The 19,714-nt window shown below is 66.3% G+C and carries 18 protein-coding genes and 1 other RNA gene; 15 read left to right on the top strand and 4 right to left on the bottom strand.

Annotated elements, in window-relative coordinates; genetic code table 11:
- The first annotated feature begins 7 nt into the window (after window positions 1–7).
- The 5 genes from hemW (at window position 8) to FHT08_RS02330 (ending at window position 5,977) form a co-directional block, all read left to right on the top strand.
- Window positions 8–1,165 carry a radical SAM family heme chaperone HemW gene (hemW, locus tag FHT08_RS02350; RefSeq protein WP_166774175.1) on the top strand — a complete coding sequence of 386 codons (1,158 nt, stop codon included), beginning with the start codon at window positions 8–10 and terminating at the stop codon, window positions 1,163–1,165.
- A gap of 224 nt (window positions 1,166–1,389) precedes the next feature.
- Window positions 1,390–3,813 (top strand): DUF1631 domain-containing protein, encoded by a 2,424-nt coding sequence (locus FHT08_RS02345; RefSeq protein ID WP_166774174.1) that lies wholly within the window; start codon window positions 1,390–1,392, stop codon window positions 3,811–3,813.
- Entirely contained in the window at window positions 3,810–4,157 is a 348-nt protein-coding gene (locus FHT08_RS02340) for a PilZ domain-containing protein (protein ID WP_104536201.1), read from the top strand. The genes FHT08_RS02345 and FHT08_RS02340 overlap by 4 nt, the downstream gene beginning before the upstream one ends.
- 67 nt (window positions 4,158–4,224) lie before the next feature.
- Window positions 4,225–5,550, top strand: coding sequence for a Xaa-Pro dipeptidase (pepQ, locus tag FHT08_RS02335; RefSeq protein WP_166774173.1), 1,326 nt, complete (start codon window positions 4,225–4,227; stop codon window positions 5,548–5,550).
- Between the two features lie 28 nt (window positions 5,551–5,578).
- On the top strand, window positions 5,579–5,977 hold the full coding sequence (locus tag FHT08_RS02330; RefSeq protein WP_104536203.1) for an XVIPCD domain-containing protein: 399 nt from the start codon (window positions 5,579–5,581) through the stop codon (window positions 5,975–5,977).
- 175 nt (window positions 5,978–6,152) lie between these two features.
- Here the strand turns inward: FHT08_RS02330 and FHT08_RS02325 are convergent, their stop codons facing one another.
- Window positions 6,153–7,493 carry an aminopeptidase P N-terminal domain-containing protein gene (locus FHT08_RS02325; RefSeq protein WP_166774172.1) on the bottom strand — a complete coding sequence of 447 codons (1,341 nt, stop codon included), beginning with the start codon at window positions 7,491–7,493 and terminating at the stop codon, window positions 6,153–6,155.
- Between the two features lie 13 nt (window positions 7,494–7,506).
- Window positions 7,507–8,049, bottom strand: coding sequence for a YecA family protein (locus tag FHT08_RS02320; protein ID WP_104605045.1), 543 nt, complete (start codon window positions 8,047–8,049; stop codon window positions 7,507–7,509).
- A 236-nt stretch (window positions 8,050–8,285) separates the two neighbouring features.
- Between FHT08_RS02320 and FHT08_RS02315 the strand changes: the two genes are divergently transcribed.
- From FHT08_RS02315 to FHT08_RS02280, 8 genes are all read left to right on the top strand, one after another.
- Entirely contained in the window at window positions 8,286–8,507 is a 222-nt protein-coding gene (locus FHT08_RS02315) for a TIGR02449 family protein (protein ID WP_024938110.1), read from the top strand.
- A complete protein-coding gene (locus FHT08_RS02310; protein WP_016903560.1) occupies window positions 8,504–8,803 on the top strand; it encodes a cell division protein ZapA in 300 nt (99 codons plus the stop codon). Before FHT08_RS02315 ends, FHT08_RS02310 begins: the two co-directional genes overlap by 4 nt.
- 96 nt (window positions 8,804–8,899) lie before the next feature.
- A non-coding RNA gene (ssrS, locus tag FHT08_RS02305) (6S RNA) lies at window positions 8,900–9,084 on the top strand.
- Between the two features lie 276 nt (window positions 9,085–9,360).
- Entirely contained in the window at window positions 9,361–9,951 is a 591-nt protein-coding gene (locus FHT08_RS02300; RefSeq protein ID WP_166774171.1) for a 5-formyltetrahydrofolate cyclo-ligase, read from the top strand.
- Entirely contained in the window at window positions 9,948–10,418 is a 471-nt protein-coding gene (locus FHT08_RS02295; RefSeq protein WP_104536207.1) for an EVE domain-containing protein, read from the top strand. Before FHT08_RS02300 ends, FHT08_RS02295 begins: the two co-directional genes overlap by 4 nt.
- Window positions 10,419–10,524: 106 nt before the next feature.
- The gene (gene rpiA, locus FHT08_RS02290; RefSeq protein WP_104536208.1) at window positions 10,525–11,172 is read left to right on the top strand and encodes a ribose-5-phosphate isomerase RpiA; all 648 of its coding nucleotides are present in this window, start codon (window positions 10,525–10,527) and stop codon (window positions 11,170–11,172) included.
- A 163-nt stretch (window positions 11,173–11,335) separates the two neighbouring features.
- Window positions 11,336–11,785: a DUF192 domain-containing protein gene (locus FHT08_RS02285; RefSeq protein WP_166774170.1), complete on the top strand. Its 450-nt coding sequence runs from the start codon at window positions 11,336–11,338 to the stop codon at window positions 11,783–11,785.
- A gap of 40 nt (window positions 11,786–11,825) precedes the next feature.
- Window positions 11,826–12,707: a SirB1 family protein gene (locus tag FHT08_RS02280; protein WP_046344164.1), complete on the top strand. Its 882-nt coding sequence runs from the start codon at window positions 11,826–11,828 to the stop codon at window positions 12,705–12,707.
- Window positions 12,708–12,798: 91 nt separating this feature from the next.
- On the opposite strand, the gene FHT08_RS02275 is transcribed toward FHT08_RS02280, so the two are convergent.
- Window positions 12,799–13,038, bottom strand: a complete 240-nt coding sequence (locus tag FHT08_RS02275; RefSeq protein ID WP_104536211.1) for a rubredoxin — start codon at window positions 13,036–13,038, stop codon at window positions 12,799–12,801.
- Window positions 13,039–13,061: 23 nt separating this feature from the next.
- Here FHT08_RS02275 and thiE point away from each other — a divergent pair, with 23 nt between their 5' ends.
- Window positions 13,062–13,685 carry a thiamine phosphate synthase gene (gene thiE, locus FHT08_RS02270; protein ID WP_166774169.1) on the top strand — a complete coding sequence of 208 codons (624 nt, stop codon included), beginning with the start codon at window positions 13,062–13,064 and terminating at the stop codon, window positions 13,683–13,685.
- Between the two features lie 900 nt (window positions 13,686–14,585).
- On the opposite strand, the gene FHT08_RS02265 is transcribed toward thiE, so the two are convergent.
- Entirely contained in the window at window positions 14,586–17,762 is a 3,177-nt protein-coding gene (locus FHT08_RS02265) for a TonB-dependent receptor (protein WP_166774168.1), read from the bottom strand.
- 308 nt (window positions 17,763–18,070) lie between these two features.
- Here FHT08_RS02265 and hemL point away from each other — a divergent pair, with 308 nt between their 5' ends.
- Complete coding sequence (hemL, locus tag FHT08_RS02260) at window positions 18,071–19,360, top strand: glutamate-1-semialdehyde 2,1-aminomutase (RefSeq protein ID WP_166774167.1); 1,290 nt, start codon at window positions 18,071–18,073, stop codon at window positions 19,358–19,360.
- The last annotated feature ends 354 nt before the right edge of the window (window positions 19,361–19,714 follow it).

Below are 19,714 nucleotides of genomic sequence, written 5' to 3'. Positions count from 1 at the left end.
TGATGCAGTGCCCGACCTGATCCCACCGCCGCTGTCGCTCTACGTGCACCTGCCCTGGTGCGTGCGCAAATGTCCGTACTGCGATTTCAATTCGCATGCGGCCAAGGGCGCACTCCCGTTCGAGGAATACGTGGATGCGTTGATCCGCGACCTTGATGCGGACCTGCCGCTGGTGTGGGGACGCGTGGTGCATTCGGTGTTCTTCGGCGGTGGCACGCCGAGCCTGTTTCCGCCGCAGGCCATCGACCGCTTCCTGCAGGCGGCTGCCGCGCGGCTGCGCTTTGCACCGAATCTGGAGATCACCCTGGAAACCAATCCAGGCACCGCCGAGCATGGCCGCTTCGACGGCTACCGCGCCGCCGGCGTGAACCGGCTGAGCTTCGGTGTGCAGACCTTCGACGATGTGGCGCTGCAGCGGCTCGGTCGCATCCACGACAGTGCCGAGGCCGAGCGTGCGATCAAGCTGGCGCAGGATGCCGGCTACGACAATTTCAATATCGACCTGATGTACGCGCTGCCCGAGCAGACCCTGGCGCAGGCCGAACGCGATCTCGAACGCGCCTTTGCGTTGCAGCCCACCCACCTGTCGCATTACCAGCTCACGCTGGAGCCGAACACGGTGTTCTTCGCGCGGCCGCCCAAGGGCATTCCCGACGACGATGCGGCCTGGGACATCCAGGAGCATTGCCAGCGCCTGCTGGCCGAGGCCGGCTACGCGCAGTACGAAGTGAGCGCCTACGCCAGGCCCGGGCGGCAATGCGCCCACAACCTCAATTACTGGCGCTTCGGCGATTACCTGGGCATCGGCGCCGGGGCGCACGGCAAGATCAGTTCCGGCGCCGAACAGCATGTGCTGCGACGCTGGAAGCACAAGCACCCGCAGAGTTACCTGGCCAGCGCCGGCAGTGCGGCGTCGATCGGTGGCGACGAGATCGTGCCGCGCGAACGGCTGCCGTTCGAATACATGCTCAACCTGCTGCGCCTGCACGAGGGCTTCGCCCTGCGCGACTTCGAAGTCTCCACCGGTCTGGCGGCGTCGGTCATCGAGTTGCCTGTGGCCCGTGCGATCGCGCAAGGCTGGATGACCGCGCAGGACGGACACGTGGTGCCGACCGAGCTGGGCCGCCGATTCACCAATGACGTGGTCGAGCTGTTTCTTGCCTGACCGCGGCGATCGCGTGGCGGCACTACACAGCCATCACACCGCACCGTGGTCGTTAGCGCACGCGACGGCAGCGGCGCGCAGATCCGCCGACTTCGCGCCACGCGCGCCTTCCGCACCAGGGCGGCGACCGCATCTGGCAAGGCGCGTCGTGCGCCCGCGCGGTCGCTGACCAATGGAAAAACATGCTACATAGCTCACGCCTCGCACCGAGCCCGCCTCCCCGGATGTCCACTCCCGCCTCTTCCCTGCAGCACACTCTCAGCGGCCCGATCGCCGATGCGCCGGTTTCCGTGCGCGGGCGGCGCCTGCTCGCCGCGCTGCACGCGCACTGCGTGCAGGCGCTCGACGGGCCGCTGCGGCTGACCATCGTCGAACTGGAACGCGAGCTGCTGCATCAGGCCGAGCATGCACGCAACAGCCAGATCCAGGCCGAAACCTACGCACAGATGCGCGGCCTGCGCGATCACATCGATCGGTTTCCGCAGGCGTTCCTGCAGCAGCTGGCGCAGGACCTGGCCACGCTGCGCGATCGCCCGTCGCTGACGCCAGCAGCCGATGCTTCAGCGCATCCGCAGATGCTCACCCTGGTGGAAGACACCGATATCGATCGCGATATCGTGCTCAGCGAGATTGCGCGTCGCGAGACTTCCCGCAGGGCCGCTGCGCTGCAATTGCTGGCGCAGCGAGTGGCGGTGATCGGCGCGGTGGCCGAATTCGAACTGGAAGCATTGCCACTGGGGCCTTACGCCCTGTGCCGCGTGCTGCGCCAGTGCGGCCAGATGCTGCTACTGAGCCTGGATGGGCAGCTGACGCTCTACCGCGTGTTCGAGCGTCAGGTGATCGAGCGTTTGAACGATCTGTACGAGCGCGCCAACGGCACGCTCGCGCAGGAAGGCATCCTGCCGGGGCTGATCTATCACCCGTACCTGATCAAACCCACACAGGAGCAGACGCGACGCGCACCGCCTGCATCAGCCACCGCACCGAAGGATGCTGCGGCCGGCCGCGCGCGCGCGCTGCCGCCGCGCAACGGGCGACCTGCAACCGGCTGGAGCGGGCAATCGGCGCCGACACCATGGCAGAGCGCCCTGCTGGATCCGCCGGCTATGCCGATGACACTGGCAGGGGCGACATACGGTGAGCAGGCAGCCCCTGCCCTGAGCGATGCAGTGCAGGCGCTCGGCGGCCTGATGTCGTCGGCGCGTCAGTCGCAGGCGGCCGGCGAGGGAAGCACAGCTGCGCATCACCGTTCTGCAAATCACGGCGCAGCGCCTGCGACAGGCGCGCAGGCAACACCTGAAAGATCACCTCCCCAGCTTGCCTCCACGGCCGTGCCCAAAGCCGCGCTCAGCGACGCGCTGGCCAGCCTGCAGGGCACGCTGGCGGAACAGGTAGCGGCAGCGCAGCCCACCGGCATCGATGCGGTGCAGCGGCAGGTACTGGCGTTGCTGCGGACGCAACACGGCTCCGACGCCACGCTGTCGCCGCAGGACACCGACACCTTCGATCTGCTCGGCCTGCTCTACGCGCAGATGCAGCGCGAAGTGCGCGAGCAGACCCCGGCGCAGGCCCTGCTCGCCAAATTGCAGGTCCCGGTGGTGCGGGCGGCCTTGGCCGATACGCATTTCTTCGTGCGCGACCAGCACCCGGTACGCGAATTGCTCAACACCGTGGCCGAGTCCGGCGCGGTATGGCTGGGCGACGACGACGTCGACCCGCAGCTGCTGCACAAGCTGGGAAGCGCAGTCGACAGGATCCTCAACGACTACCAGGGCGACGAGGCCGTGTTCGCCGCGGCCAACGACGATATCCAGGCGCATCTGCGCGCATTGGCGCGCAAGGCCGACCTCGCCGAGCGGCGCCATGTGGATGCGGCGCGTGGCAAGGAGCGGCTGGAGTCGGCCAAGCAGCAGTCCGAGGCGCGCATCGAGCAGCTGTGCGAGCAGAGCGCCCCGCCGCGTTTCGTGCAGTCGCTGCTGCGTCAGGCGTGGTCGGACGTACTGACGCTGACGCTGCTGCGCCAGGGCGAGCAATCGCCCGAATGGGACGAGCGCCAGGCACTGACCGCGCGCATCGCCGAAGTCACCTGCCGCAGCAAGGAGCAACCTACCGACATCGCGCTCGGCGCCGATATCGAAACCGCGCTGCTGCAGGTCGGCTATCACCAGGATGAAGCCGCAGCGATCGCGCGGCGCCTGTCCACGCCGGGCGGCGAGGACGAGACGACCTCGCGCACCGAGCTCACCGCCAGGCTCAGGGCGCGCACACGGCTGGGAGACCAGGGCGACAGCGCATCGCACCAAGAAACAAACACCCCGCGTTCGCCGGCCGAAGAGGCGTGGTACACGCAGCTGCGCAGCCTGCCGTTCGGCAGCTGGTTCGAGTTCGTGATCAACCAACAGGGCGACCTGCGCCGGCAACGGCTGTCCTGGTACAGCCCGATGACCGGCAACGCGCTGTTCGTCAATCAGCGTGGGCAAAAGGTTGCCGAGCACTCGCTGGATGGACTGTCGCGGCTGATGGCCGGCGGCCAGGCGCGCCTGCTGGTCGAAGAGAAATCGCGCCTGATCGACCGTGCCTGGCATGCCACCGTGCGCACGCTGCGCAGCCTGGCCGGCCGGGCGCCCGCTGCAGAGGTCAACCCATGATCCAGGACACCCGCCGCGCACCGCGCCGCCAGCCTTCGGACCTGGTACCGGTCACCGACATGCTCAGCGAGGCGCAGATCGGCCGGGTCGGCAATATCTCGGAAACCGGCATGCTGCTGCTGGCCTCGGTTCCGCTGCATGAGGATGCCTTGTATCAATTGCGCTTCAACCTGCCCGAGCGCAGCGGCCGTGCCACCGAGATCGATGTCGGCGTGCATCTGTTGTGGACCGAAGCCGCGCACGCACCCGGGCAGGCCTGGGCCGGCTTCCGCTTCCTGACCATGTCCGGGCCGCATCGCCAGCGCCTGCGCGCCTGGATTGCCGAAGAACACATGCTGGGCTGAAGGACAGCATCACCACGATTGCGGCAAAATCACGTCCTGCCTTTAGCATTGCCGATCGAGCCCCCGCATGCCCCAGCCGTCCTTGAGCCCTTTGTATTCCGATCACCTGCGCACGCTGATCGCGCGCGCAGACGAGGCGCTGCAGCGCGGCGGCTTCGACCACCTGGTGGTGCCAAGCGGCAGCTTGCATTACCAGGTATTCGACGACCGCGACTATCCCTATGCGGTCAATCCGCACTTCAAGGCCTGGGTGCCACTGACGCGGGTGCCCAACAGCTGGCTGGTCTATACCCCCGGCAAGCGCCCGACGGTGATCTTCTGCCAGCCGTTCGACTATTGGCATGTCGTGCCCGACGCACCGAGCGGCTGGTGGGTGGAGCACTGCGACATCCACATCATCCGCACCCCGGAACAGGCCTTGGCGTTGCTGCCCAGGCAGATCGACCGTTGCGCCATCCTGGGCGAGGCGCAGAGCGCGCTCGGTGCGTATGTGCCCAACAATCCGCAGCCGGTGCTCGATTACCTTGACTACCAGCGCGCCTTCAAGACGCCATACGAACTGGCATTGCTGCGCATCGCCCAGCAGTTGGCAGTGCGCGGCCATCGCGCCGCCGAAGCGGCCTTTCGCGCCGGCCAGAGCGAGTTCGGCATCCATATGGCCTATTGCGCCGCTGTCGGTCAGGACGCCAACGAACTGCCCTACGGCAACATCATCGCGCTCAACGAGCACGGCGCGGTGCTGCACTACACCGAACTCGGCCAGCGGCCGCCACAACCGCTGCGCAGCTTCCTGATCGATGCCGGCGCTTCGGCCTACGGCTATGCCAGCGACATCACCCGCACCTACGCCGCCGACCCAGGCAGCGAATTCCAGGCCCTGATCGATGCGGTGGATGCCGCACAGATCCGCATGGGCCAGGGCGTGCGCAGCGGTGTGGATTACAAGCAGTTGCACGTGGATGCGCATCTGGCCTTGATGGGCATCCTCAAGGACTTCGGCATCCTCACCGTATCGCCGGAAGCTGCGCTCGCCACCGGCGTCAGCGCCGCATTCTTCCCGCACGGGCTGGGCCATCTGATCGGCCTGCAGGTACACGACGTGGCGGGCTTTGCGGCCAGCGACCGCGGCGGCCGCATCGAACGCCCCGCCGGCCACCCGTATCTGCGCCTGACCCGCGTGCTGGAAGCGGGCATGGTTGTCACCATCGAACCGGGGGTGTACTTCATCGACATGTTGCTGGACGACGTGAAGAAGAACGGCTACGCCGCCAGCGTCGACTGGGCGCGCGTTGCGCAGTTCAAACCTTACGGCGGCATCCGCATCGAAGACGAGGTGGTGTGCACCGATGGCGCCCCCGAAAACCTGACCCGCCCGGTGTTTGCCGCCCCTTGAATCATTCCGCACAGCACGGAGCACTGCCATGAACGATCCACGCCAGTCCTCGCACCCCGACCATCCGATGTACCAACAGATCCAGCGCGGCGTGCATGCAATCGATGCGGCACATGGACGCACACCCGACCAGACCAGCGACCGGCTCAGCGCGGCCCTGTTGCCGCTGGCCAAGGAAGGCGGCCTGTCGCGCGTGGATCATGTGCTGATGAGCGAGGCCAATAATCGCGGCGTGCACGGCGGCGAGAACGTGTTCGTGGTGCAGGGCGACCCGGCCAACCCGGCGCATCTGCGCGCGCACATGAAGACCGAACAGGCATTGAGCACGCCGGAAGCGCAATCGTTCGCGCGTGCGCAGCAACTGGCTGCGCCAGGCGAACAGATCCAGCAGCCCGAGCGCACCCAGGCGCCACAACTCGGTCAGTAGAACGGCTCGCAGCAAAAAAGGCCGGGCGCCTCTTGCCCGCGAGGCGCCCAGCAGAGCGCAGCCCGAACGATGCCGCCGGCCTCAGCCAGATGCGCCGGGCATCCGGAACCACACCTTCAGCGCGCGGGTTGCTGCTCCGACCTACCTCACGACCGCTCACAACGGCATTACCGCGTTATGCGCGCACTGCGTCGCGGTTGGCCATCTCCGCTTCGATCTCGTCGGCGCTGCGCGCCAAGGCATCGGTCAGCACCCGATGGCCTTCGGCAGTGATCAGCACATTGTCTTCGGTGCGGATGCCGATGCCGCGCCACTTGGCTTCCACCGTGGTGTCGTCGGCAGAGATGTAGAGCCCCGGCTCGATGGTGAACACCATGCCGGGCTCGAGCAGACGCGAGTCGCCCGCCAATCGATAGTCGCCCACATCGTGTACATCCAGCCCCAGCCAATGGCCGGTCTTGTGCCGGTAGAAGCGCTTGTAATGGCCGTCGGCGATATTGCGCTCCAGCTTGCCCTTGAGCAGACCCAGCTGCAGCAGCCCTTCGGTTAGGGTCTGCACCGCGGCCAGATGGCCGGCTTCGTAAGCCGCGCCGGGGCGCGCCTGCGCCAGCGCGGCGGCCTGCGCAGCGCCGACCAGATCGTGCAGCGCGCGCTGCGCCGGGGTGAAACGGCCGTTGACCGGAAAGGTGCGGGTGATATCGGCCGCATACCCGCGGTACTCGGCGCCGGCATCGATCAGCACCAGCTCGCCATCGCGGCTGCGCGCGTTGTTGGCGCGGTAGTGCAGCACGCAGGCATTGCTGCCGGTGCCGACGATGCTGCCGTACGCCGGCCACGCATCGGCGGCGCGGAACGCGCACTCCACCTCGGCCTGCAGTTCGTACTCGTGCACCCCCGGCCGCGCCAGCCGCATGGCGGCGCGATGCGCGCGGACGCTGATGTCGGCGGCGTGCTGCATCAACGCGACCTCGTCGCGCGACTTGAACAGCCGCTGCTCGTGCAGCAGATGCCCGAGCTCGAGGAATTCGTGCGGCGGCTGCGCGCCGTGGCGCACCTGCTCGCGCACGCGCTTGAGCCAGCCGATCAGCTTGAGGTCGAAGTCGACATCGCGCCCGAAGTGGTAATAGACGCGGCTGCGCCCTTCCAGCAGGCCCGGCAGGATCTCGTCGACATCGTCGATGGGATACGCATCGTCCATGCCGTAGCGCTGCACCGCGCCGTCCTGGCCCTCGCGCGGGCCATCCCAGGCTTCGCGCTCGGCGTCGCGTTCGCGGCAGAACAGGATCGCCTCGCCATGCTTGCGTCCGGGTACCAGCACCAGCACCGCTTCCGGCTCGGGGAAGCCGCTCAGATACCAGACATCCGAATCCTGCCGGTACGGGTAGTGGGTGTCGTGGCTGCGCACGCGCTCGGGCGCGGCCGGCAGGATCAGGATGGCCTGATCGCCGGCCATCTGCATCAGCTGCTTGCGCCGCCGCGCGTACTCGGCCGCGCCGATCCCGGTGAGCTTTTTCATGGCGGTCGTGCGGTCAGTTCAGACGTTGGCGGAAGCGCGGCCCCATCACGCAGTCGCCATGCAGCAACAGCACCGCCACGCGCACGAACTCCTCGATCTCCGCCAGGGCGGTGTCGTCTTCGTCGGCCGCATCGAAATCGTCGCTGGACGCCTGCGCCAGCCGCGCCAGGTCCTGCAGCGCCTCTTCGCCTTCTTCGGTCAGCGCCGGGCGCTGCTGCGCCGCCAGGCCGAAGCCGCCCAGAAAGGCGCGACACCAGTCGAACAAGGCATCGGTACGCGCCGCCAGCGGTGCGCCGTCGTCGATCAGCAGCAGTTCGAAGGCGAAATCGCGGTCTTCCAGTTGCGCCACCGTGGCCTGACGCATCCGGTCCAGCGCCCCGCCCTGCCTGGGTGCCACCTGCGCGGTATCGGCCAGAATGCGCGCCAGCCAGTCGCCGCTGTCGGCACCCCCACCGGAGAGCCACCCGCACAGCCCGCCGTGCAACTCCGCTGCGGAGGAAGCCAACTCGAGCTGGCGACTTTCGTTTTGCACAGCGGTTACATCGGGCAGGTCCATCGGGTCTTCCAGGCTGGGAACAGGAGATGCCGGCGCATGGGCCGGCGATTCGACTTCCCAGTGTATCAAGGCACCCGGCGTCGGCCGCTAGCGGCGCGTTCCATGCAGCGTTCCACGCGCATGACGCCTGCCGGATCAGGCATCGCGCAAGGCCTTGTCGGAATTGGCCCGACGGCGGGTACGCAGGCTGCGCTGGGGCGCTTGACCGCCGCGCGCACGCGCCCCTATCGTGGGGGATGGACAATGCTGCTGCCCTCGCCCAGATCCGCGCACTTGCCGCCCGTGTGGAGGCCCTGGTCGAACGCAGCCAGCGGCTGACCGACGAGAACCGCAGCCTGCGTCACCAGCAGGAGCAGTTGATCGGCGAGCGCGCGCAACTGTTGACCAAGAACGAACAGGCGCGCTCGCGCGTGGAAGCGATGATCGTGCGGTTGAAATCCCTGGAGCAGCACACGTGAGTAACAACGAGCCGGTCAGCGTGCGTATTCTGGATCGTGAATATACGGTTGGCGTCACCGCCGACGAACGCGAGAGCCTCACCGCTGCGGCGCGCCTGCTGGATCTGCGCATGCGCGAGATCCGCGGCAGCAATCGCATGGCAGCGGTGGATCGCGTCGCGGTGCTGGCCGCACTCAACCTGGCGCACGAATTGCAGCAGCTGCGCGATCAGCAAGCGCTCTACGACCGTGAATTGGCCAACACGCTGGATAGCTTGAATCGCCGCCTGGACAGCGTGTCCGACACACCGCGTTGAGGTGCAGTTCGCACTGTCGTCGCAAATATGAACTTTCAATTGCGCCGGCCGACGAATGGGCTAGCCATCGCGCAGCAGAGGTCTATACTTCACCTGCGTTCTCTGCTGTAAACGACAGCGTGCAAAACATTCGCCTTGTCCCTTAATTACGACCACGGGGGCGCGACGAAGCCGGGAGTGCAAGTCCGCCTTGTAGCGGGAAGCCCGATGGCCTCACAACGTCCCCACTTGAACCCCGGGTTCAAGGTCGTTTCGCCCGCATCGTTCACGGCGGAGAATGCAAATCTGAAACGGCGCCTTCGGGCGTCGTTTCTTTTTGTGTGTCTGCAGCGCACGGCACGCGCACGCACAGCCCGGTCGCGCCATTGCCGCAACGACTGCGCCAACAAGACCTCATGCATGCGTGCGCAAAGCACAACGTCGCCAGCGCTGCATGCGCATGCGCTCAGCGACCGGCGGGAGATTTGCCGGAGCGGGCGATCCGTCGGCACACGCGCCGCTAGGCAGGGGCGTCCACGCCATCGACAATATCCCTCTGCCTATCGCTGCGAGACACCATGACCGACGACCGAGACGCCTTGCGCCAGCAGTTGCGCGCACTGCGCCGTAGCCTGCCGGCAGCGCAGCGACTGGCCGCCGCCGATGCGCTGGCCGAGCGCCTGCTGGCGCTGCCGTTCGCGCCGCAGACCGGTGCGGTGGCCGGGTACTGGGCGATGGATGGCGAAATCGCGCTGCACCGTTGGCAACTGAGCCTGCCGGCCGGAGTACGGTATTGCCTGCCGGTGCTGGACGGGCGCGTCCTGCGCTTTGCGCCGTGGCGGCCGGGCCAGGGGCTGGTCAGCAACCGCTACGGCATCCCCGAGCCGGACGTGGCGCGCACCGAGCTGCTCGCACCCGAGGAGATGGCGCTGGTGGTCACGCCGTTGACCGGCTTCGACGCGCAGTGCCGGCGGCTGGGCATGGGGGGCGGCTGGTATGATCGCAGCTTCGCGTTCCGGCACCGCCACACGCCGCCGCCCTGGCTGGTCGGCGTCGGCTTCGCCGCGCAGCAACTGCCCGCCCTGCCCGCCGAGTCGTGGGACGTGGCGGTGGATGCGATCTGCACCGAACACGCCACCTTCCTGAAAGACGACGCCGTTTCCGTATGACTGCCCGCAAGCGCTACTGGTTGATGAAGTCCGAGCCGGACACGTTTTCCATCGATGATCTGGAGCGCGTCGGCACCGAGCCGTGGAACGGCGTGCGCAACTACCAGGCGCGCAACTTCATGCGCGACGGCATGCATGTCGGCGACGGGGTGTTGTTCTACCACTCCAACTGCAAGGTGCCGGGCATTGTCGGCATCGCCAAGGTCGCCAGCGCAGCGTATCCGGACGACACCCAGTTCGATCCCAGATCCGACTACCACGACCCCAAGGCCACCCGCGAAGATCCGCGCTGGATGCTGGTGGACGTGGCCTTCGAGCGCAAACTCAAGCGCACGATCGCACTGGACGAAATCAAGCAGCAGGCCGACGCACTGGGCGAAGGATTCCCGCTGATCGCCCGCGGCAACCGCCTGTCGATCCTGCCGGTCACCGCCGCGCAATGGAAATTGTTGCTGGCGATGGAGTAGCCGGGAGGAGAGATTCGGGATTTGCGATTTGTAAATCCCGGCTCAGCCCAGCCGCTCTTGCGATTCCCCAATCCCGATTCCCGATTCCCCAATCCCGAGCCCCCAAATGTCCGAAGCAAAACGCCTGGCCGCCGAAAAAGCGATCGATTACGTGGAAGACGGCATGATCGTCGGGGTCGGTACCGGTTCTACGGTGGCCTACTTCATCGATGCCTTGGGCCGCATCAGCCATCGCATCAAGGGGGCGGTGTCCAGCTCCGAGCAGAGCAGCGCGCAGCTCAGGCGCCATGGCATCGAGGTGCTGGATCTCAACCACACCGGCAATCTGTCGCTGTACGTGGATGGCGCCGACGAGTGCGACCCGAACCGTTGCCTGATCAAGGGTGGCGGCGCGGCATTGACGCGCGAGAAGATCATCGCCGAGGCCAGCGAGCGTTTCATCTGCATCGTCGACCCGAGCAAGCAGGTGCCGGTGCTGGGCAAATTTCCGCTGCCGGTGGAAGTGATTCCGATGGCGCGCAGCCTGGTGGCCCGCCAGATCCTGGGGCTCACCGGCGGTCAGCCGGTATGGCGCGATGGTGTGGTCACCGACAACGGCAACGTGGTGCTGGACGTACACAACCTGCAGATCACCGACCCGGTGGCGCTGGAGCGCAGCCTGAACCAGATTCCCGGCGTGGTCTGCGTGGGCCTGTTCGCGCGTCGCCCGGCCGATGTGGTGATCGTCGGTGGCGAGCCGCCGCGGGTGATCTGAGCGACCGCGCGCGTGCACGCGCATGCGCAGTTGCGGCCCGCGTTGCGAAGCGACAGCGGGCCGAACGCCTGTCACATGCGATGACGGGACGACGCACCACAGCAGCTTGACGCACGCAGCCGCTTGGCAGATGGTGCGGCATCCCTGTCCACTGGTATGCCGCATGCGCCGTCTTTGTCTCCTCGCCCTTGCGTTGTTGATCCTGCTCAGCGGTTGCGCCAGCAGCGGCGACACCTGGGTGGAACTGGCCGGCGCGCGCTACCAGGTGGAGCTGGCGCAGAACGATGCCGACCGCGCCAAAGGCCTGATGTTTCGCGATGCCATGGCGGACGATCACGGCATGCTGTTCGTCCACGACCGCCAGGAACCGCTGGCGTACTGGATGAAGAACACCAAGATCGCGCTGGATATCCTGTATTTCGACAATGAGCGCCGGCTGGTGTCGCAGCAACGCGACGTGCCGCCGTGTTCGGCCGGCGACGCCTGCCCGCCCTACCCCAGCAAGCGCCCGGCCCGTTACGTGCTGGAACTCAACGCCGGCCAGGCCGCCAAACTCAGCCTGCAGGACGGCGCCAGCCTGACCCTGAGCCCGGACATCCCAAAGCTCAAGTGAATCTCACGCGACAGGCCTTTCCTGTCAGGAAGTACCGGACTTGAACCACGCGCCGCTTGCCGACACTCTTGGCAGCATGGTCGACATGCTCCCACTTCCCCATTGGACCGCGCTCGCCAGCCTGGACGACGACGCAGTGCCGTTGATGTCCACCGCGCTGCTGATCGCGCGTGACGAGTATCCGCAGCTGGACGCCGAGCTGTACGACACGCTGGTGCAAAGCCACGTCGAGCATCTGCGCCGCGAGGTGGAGGCGATCGACCTGTGGCCGCTGAAGATGGCCGCGGTCAATCGCTATCTGTTCGACGAGCTGGGCTACTCGGGCAATCACGACGAGTACTACGACCCGCGCAACAGCTACCTCAACCAGGTCTTCGAGCGCCGCCTGGGCAACCCGATCTCGCTGGCGATGGTGCAGATCGAAGTCGCGCGCCGGCTGGGCATTCCGCTGGCGGGCGTGTCGTTTCCCGGGCATTTCCTCGTGCGTTTGCCGGTGGACGACGGCGTGCTGGTCATGGACCCGTTCAACGGCGGCCGCCCGCTGGGCGTGGACGAGCTGCGCGAGCGTGCGCGCCCGCACCTGGGTGGCGAGATTCCCGACGACCGCGCCCTGGCACAGATCCTCGACCCCGCGCCGCACCGCGCGATCCTGATCCGCATCCTGCGCAATCTGCACGGCGTGTATGCCGATGCCGAACACTGGGACCGCGCCGCGCGCAGTGCCGACCGCATCCTGAAGCTGGTACCGGACCAGCCCGAGGCGCTACGCGACCGCGGCATGGCCTATCTGCATCTGGGCCACCGCAACGGCGCACGCCACGATCTGTCGCGTTATCTGCAGCTCAATCCCAGTGCGCAGGACGCGGCCAATCTGCACGAACATCTGGTCGAGCTGAACAGTCAGCGCGCGCGCGCGCACTGAAGAGGCACAGCCCGCCAGGTCTTCAACAGCGCCATGCAAACGTGCGCAGACGCCGTTGGGGCATGAAAAACGCAGCAACCCAGCCAGGACCTCAGTCGATCTCGACCATCTCGAAGTCGTCCTTGGTCACGCCGCAATCGGGGCAGGTCCAGGTGTCGGGAACGTCCTGCCAGGCAGTGCCCGGAGCGATGCCTTCTTCGGGAATGCCGTCGGCCTCGTGGTAGAGAAACCCGCAGACGACGCACATCCAGGTGCGGTAGGTGGTCGTGGATGTGTCGCTCATCGGATAATCGCGGTTACGCAACGGTGGGGCTGCATTGTCCCATCCCACCCACCGCTTCCGGAAGCGCTGCCATGCCCGACCTGCACAACGCCCGCGGCGTCTACCTCATCACGCCCGACGAACCCGACACCGCGCGTCTGCTCGCGCGCACCTTGCCGCTGCTGCCCGCTGTCACCTGGCTGCAGTACCGCAACAAGCAGGCCACCGCGGCGCTGCGCCTGGAGCAGGCCAGCGCGCTGCGCCAGGCCTGCGCTGCGCACGCCGTGCCGTTGATCATCAACGACGATGCGCAGCTGGCACGACAGGTGGGCGCGCAGGGCGTGCACCTGGGCGAAGACGATGGCGAGGCGGCGGCCGCACGTGCGCTGTTGGGCGAACAGGCCATCATCGGGGTGTCGTGCTACGACGAGATCGCGCGCGCGCGCGCAGCGGTCGCGGCCGGTGCCAGCTATGTGGCCTTCGGTGCGTTCTTCCCGACCACCACCAAGGTAACGACACGTCGCGCAACGCCTGCGTTGCTGCAACAAGCTGCAGCGCTGGGAGTGCCGCGCGTGGCGATCGGTGGCATCGCAGCTGCACAGGTGCCCGAGTTGGTGAGTGCAGGTGCCGAGTTGATTGCGGTGGTCAGCGGCGTGTACGCCGCGCCGGACCCGCTCGCAGCAGTACAGGCATATCGGGCCGGGTTTGCACGATAGCGTGGCTGGCAGACGACAAATGACAGAAGTTACCGGCGACACGCGCAAGCGAAGACACAAGACACCGAGACTCGAGTCGAAGCGTTGTTTGTTAGATGCAGTCAAAAGCTCAGTGGGTCGGGGGCGCAGTGCCCTCACCGCTCGCAGGACACGCCGTGAATCCGTCCGTGGAGGGCCCTTGGCGGCATCCATGCCGCCAAGAGGCTCGCAATCGGCAAGGACACCGCACCAGGAAATTTGCCGGCTGTTTTCTTGAGAGCTTGTTGCTCGGCTTACGGTGGCAGATGAGACGTTTGCAGGTCGCGTGTTGAAAGCCTGTCCACTGCCCGGCTTGCGATAGGAAGGTGACGGGAAGCTGGTTGACGCATAGTGATTCGACCAGCGCACGCCATGCCCTGCTTGCAACCACGCACACCGACCATCTCGACTGGTCCTTGCCCGGCGACCGTCGCGGGACCTTACGCGGCATGGATGCCGCGTAAGAGCCTACAAGGACGTACTTGCGGCGTGTCCCGCGATGGTGGGCGGGCAAGGACCCCGCAGCAAACTCACAGCGTAGAGGGCGCGGCGAGGACCCCCACCAGAAAGTCAGTCGGTTGCTTTATCCAAAACCATGCACACCCACTATCTCGACTGGTCCTTGCCCGCTCACCGTCGCGGGACCTTACGCGGCATGGATGCTGCGTAAGAGCCTACAAGGACGTACTTGCGGCATGTCCCGCGATGGTGGGCGGGCAAGGGCCCCGCAGCCAAGCTGCAGATCAACCGCTCTAAAACCAATCCATTCGCGCGACCAATCCTCCAACAGCACATACGAAGGGCGGCGTACGTACACACAACCCGGCAGCGACGCGTGCCATCACGCGTCGCTGCCGGGACCGCCCTTGTTATCTGGCGCGATCAGAAGTCGTAGCTCAATGTCACCCGGCCCGAGCGCGGCGCCTGGTAGGCCACCACCTGATCCCAGAGCGGGTTGGTGGTGTTGTCGGGCAGCTGCGAGAAGGGGTAGATGTTGGTTGCGGTCTGCTCGTTGGTGATGTTGAACACGTCAAAGCGCAGTGCCAGCTTGCCTGCGGCGAATGCCGGCTTGTAGGTCACGCCCATGTCGAGCTGCGCGATCCAGCCCAGCCGCCCCTGCGAGCCGGGAGGCGACGCCACGCCGGTGCCGGTCTCCGGGTTGTAGCAGTAGTGGTAGGGACCGCCGGTGATCGCGCTGCCACCGTAGCCAGCCGGGTCGGTGCCGGTGTAGTTGTCGCCGTAGTAGTTGCCCAGGCAATTGTGCGGCGCGCCCGAGATCAGGCTGAAGTTGGCCGACGCACCCCATTGCGGAGTGAACTGGTAGAAACCGAACAACTTGAGCTGATGGCGGTGATCATTGGATTGATCGCCGTTGAAGTGTTCCATCAGCGCCGCGTGGTCCCAGCTCTGCGTGGTGGAGACCGAGGCCTGGCCCTGGTAGCTGCCCAAAGCGCCGCCGGTGCGCCACAGGTCCGAACGCACCTGACCTTCGGTGGTGCCGTAGCTATGCGACCAGACGTAGTTGACCTTGGCGTACCACTTGCCGTCGAACGGACGTTCCAGATTGAATTCGACCGCCGAGTAATTGCGCTTGAACTTCGGGAAACCGGCCGCCTCGCGGCTCACCGACACTTCATGGAACTGGCCATCGGTGCCGATCACGCCCCAGGTGTTGGTCTGGCCCGGATTGATCAGCGATGCACCGGCAACCTGCGAGAAATCGATGGTCACGCCCTGGGCGGCCGCAGCGGCAATCAACGCCGTATTGGAAACGTCGTAGTTCTGATCGTCGATCCCCGCATTGAGGCGGCGATGCGTGCCGCGCACGCCCAGCACCCAGCCGGTGTCCAGCTGCTTGGTGAAACCGAGGATGACTTCGTCCTGGTTCTCGCCCTCGATGTCCTTGACCACCGCGGTGCGCACGTCGGCGATGCGGCCGAAACGCGAGTTGGCCGACACGGCCGACCCCAGCTGCTGCGCCAGGATCGGCGTGCCATCGGCATTGATGCCGCTGTAGGTGAAGTAGGTATCGGTGGTGGTGGCCGGGGTGAACAGGCTCACTGCCGACAACGGCAGGCCGAGGTAATAACGGCCCACGTTGCCGAACACCTTCAGGCTGGAATCGCCGTTGACGTCCCAGCTGAAGCCCAGCCGCGGCGCCCAGGCGTTATCCACTTCGATGTATGGGTCGCCGAACGGGGTGTAGTTGGTGAACTCGTCCTTGCGCAGGCCGATGCTCAGCAGCAGGTTGTCGGTGACCTGCCATTTGTCTTCGATGTAATAGGCGCGTTGCTTGGCCTCGTAGGAATACAGGCTGGTGTTGATGTTGCGGACCACGTAATAGCCGCTGGACCCGTTGACCGGATCGACCAGGCCCGGGCTAGGTGCGCCGATGCCGCCGGCTTCGTTGGCCGACTGGCTGACCAGCCCGCCCGTCTGCAGGCCATTGGGATCGTTGGTCTGGCCATAGGTCCATGCAAAGCCCGGGCCGGACAGCACCGAGCCCACATCGATACCCTCGGACTTCTGGTTATCGATACCGAAGTTGAGCGTGTGGTGGCCGATGCGCCATTCCAGATTCAGGCGTTGATTGTCTTTCTTGTATTCGCGATCCGGTGAACTGACCGAGGTGACCAGCTGATTGCCGATGCGCGGTGTGCCGCCAGTGTAGGTCGGATTCTGCAGCGCGGCACTGTTGATGACCGGCCCGCCGGCCGCGTTGTAATTGAAGGGCGTCAGCTCATCGGGCGTTTTCATCTTGCCGTACAGCGCGGTCACGGTGAGGTTGTCGCTGAGGTAGCCGGTGTACTTACCGGTGAACAGGGTCGGGCCGGTCTTCCAGGTGGACTCGTCGGTGAAATAGCTGCCACGCTGGCGATTGACGTAGTCGTAGCGGTAGATCGACCCATTGGTCTCTGCCTCGTCGCTGGCGCCGGTCACCTCGATCAGGTGATTGTCGGTGATGTTCCAGTCCACCTTGGCGTACCAGCGCTTCTGCTTGTAGTCGTAATCGGTGAGACCGCCGGTGCGGCCGTTGTCGGTGTCGCGATTGGTGCCGACGCGTACGCCGTCCGAATCCACCTGTTCGGCAGCCAGGAAGAAGAACAGCTTGTCCTGGATGATCGGCCCGCCGACATAGGCGCTGTAGGTGGTCTGGTTGGCTTCGGCCTCGCTCGCCGGCTGATACAGGCCATTGGCCGAGCGCGCGTAGCGGTAGGCGGCGTTGTTGATCGTGCTGCCCTGGCTGTCCGGGCGCCAATAGATGTCGCGCTGATTGGCCTTGAGACCGTTCGGCTCCCAGATCACCGCCGCGCCAAACTTCCACTCATTGGTGCCGCGCTTGCCGATCTGGTTGATCACGCCGCCATTGGCGCGGCCGTACTGCGCGCCGTAGCCGCCGGTGAAGATTTCCTGCTGGTCGATGGCGCCGTACGGCAGGGTCAGGCCGCCCAGGTTGTTGCTGATGGTGGTGGTGTTGAAGCCGTTGAGGTAATAGGCGTTTTCGCTGGCGGCCGAGCCGCCAAAGCTGGGCAGCGAGCCGCCGAGCGGGCCATTGTCGAAACCGCCGCTGTTGACCACCACGCCCGGTGCGAGCAGCGCGATTGCCTCGGCGGTGCGGCCCAGCGGCAGTTGCTGCAGCTGCTCGGCGGTGACCACGGTGCGGGTGTCCACGCTGCTGACGTCGATGGTGGTCAGGCCTGCGGCGGTGACGGTCACGCTGTCCAGGGTCTGCATGCCGCTCCCCGACGCGGCAGCGAACGAGACGTCGGTGTTGGCGCCGACGGTGATCGCGACGTTCTCGCGCGTCTCCACCACCGCGCCGTCGCGCTTGACGGTGACCTTGTAGGTGCCCAGCGGCAGGTTGCCGGCGGTGTAACGGCCGCGCGCATCCACCGGTACTTCGCGGCTGAACCCGCTGTTGTTTTCCACCAGCACGCTGGTGCCGCTGCTCTGCCCCACGCTGCCGACGATGCTGCCGCTGGTGGACTGCGCGTGGACGCTCCCCATGGCCATGACCAGCGCCAACGCCAAGGCACGCTTCTGGATACTACGGTTCATGCTGTCTCCCCCAAGTCTGGAACTGTCGGCAACGCGACAAAAATGAACGGCGCCAATGGCTACCGGAATCACACTCTCTGAACATCCGCCGCAGGAGGCCAATGACCGCGGGTCATCTGCTCATGCCAAACCGTCGATACCGTCCCGTTCGATCATAGGCAGCCGGGTTGCCCTACCCGTCCGCTCCGACGGGTAGGCAGGCACCTGGTGGGTAGGCGGACGGGGGCCGCAAGCCTGACAATGGCGAGTGCGCTGCCCGCGGTCGGGCCGCGCCGCCCCCACTCGGTACCACTCAAGGATCTGCGCGCATGAACCACACCCGCTCCCACGCTCTGTTCGCCCAGGCGCAGACGCTGCTGCCCGGCGGCGTCAACTCACCGGTGCGTGCATTCAAGTCGGTCGGCGGCGAGCCGTTCTTCGTGGCGCGCGCCGATGGCCCGTATCTGTACGACGTGGACGACAACCGCTACATCGACTACGTGGGCTCGTGGGGGCCGATGATTGCCGGCCACAATCACCCGGCGGTGCGCGAAGCGGTGGAGCGCGCGATCCGCGACGGCCTGTCCTTCGGTGCGCCGTGTGCGGCCGAAGTCACCATGGCCGAGACGATCCACCGGCTGGTGCCGTCCTGCGAGATGGTGCGCATGGTCAATTCGGGCACCGAAGCCACGCTGTCGGCGGTGCGCCTGGCGCGCGGCGCCACCGGGCGCAACCGCATCGTCAAGTTCGAAGGCTGCTATCACGGCCATGGCGACTCGTTCCTGGTCAAGGCCGGCAGCGGCATGCTGACCCTGGGCGTGCCGACCTCGCCGGGCGTGCCGTCCGGCCTCAGCGAGTTGACCGCCACCCTCAGCTTCAACGACTTCGAAGGCGCCACCGCCCTGTTCGACGAGATCGGCGCCGACGTGGCGGCAGTGATCATCGAACCGGTGGTCGGCAACGCCAACTGCATTCCGCCGCAGGCCGGCTACCTGCAGCATCTGCGCACGCTGTGCACCCGGCATGGCGCACTGCTGATCTTCGACGAGGTGATGACCGGTTTCCGCGTCGCGCTCGGTGGCGCGCAGGCGCATTACGGGGTCACGCCGGACCTGAGCACCTTCGGCAAGATCATCGGCGGCGGCATGCCGGTGGGTGCGTACGGCGGCCGGCGCGACTTGATGGAGCAGATCGCTCCGGCCGGCCCGATCTACCAGGCCGGCACCCTGTCGGGTAACCCGGTGGCGATGGCGGCCGGCCTGGCGATGCTGGAACTGGTGCAGGAGCCGGGCTTCCACGCCCGCCTGAGCGAGGCCACCAGCGTGTTGTGCGAGGGACTGGAAGATGCCGCGCGCGCGGCCGGCATTGCCGTCACCACCAATCAGGTCGGCGGCATGTTCGGGTTGTTCTTCACCGACGAGATCGTGGAGAGCTACGCGCAGGCCACTGCCTGCGACATCACCACCTTCAATCGCTTCTTCCACGCGATGCTGCAGCGGGGCGTGTATCTGGCGCCGTCGGCGTACGAGGCCGGCTTCATGTCCAGCGCGCACGACGCGGCAGTGATCGAGGCCACGCTGGCCGTCGCGCGCGAGGCGTTTGCGGAAGTGGCGCACTGAGGCGTCTTCGGACGTCGCGCTGCCTGCAAAGTGGCTCGGGCACGCAGACCTGGTGTTGCGTGAAAGCGAGGCGTGCCGCGCGGTGGTCCGCGAGTCACGCGCCATCGGCGATGCCTGACGTGTATTTTCCAGGTCCGCGCCGACGCTGAACAGGCACGGGGCCGGCATCGCGTCCGGCTCCATGCGTCCGGACGGACTCGGTTGCTGCCCGGCGCCTGCGCACACCCTGCGCCATCGCTTGCTCCATTCAGGCGGCGGCGCGGCGACACGCTTTGCTTTTGTCTTGTGGCTGTCATACCTTTCTGAAAGGTGTCCACGGATGGGCATGGGTGGGGACCCTCGAAGCAGCCGATC

Origin of the sequence: Xanthomonas sp. CFBP 8151 (genome assembly GCF_011761885.1) — a bacterium.
GTDB lineage: Bacteria > Pseudomonadota > Gammaproteobacteria > Xanthomonadales > Xanthomonadaceae > Xanthomonas > Xanthomonas arboricola_B.
Note: the sequence above shows the minus strand (reverse complement) of the source record. Positions and strands in the feature narration are given on the sequence as shown.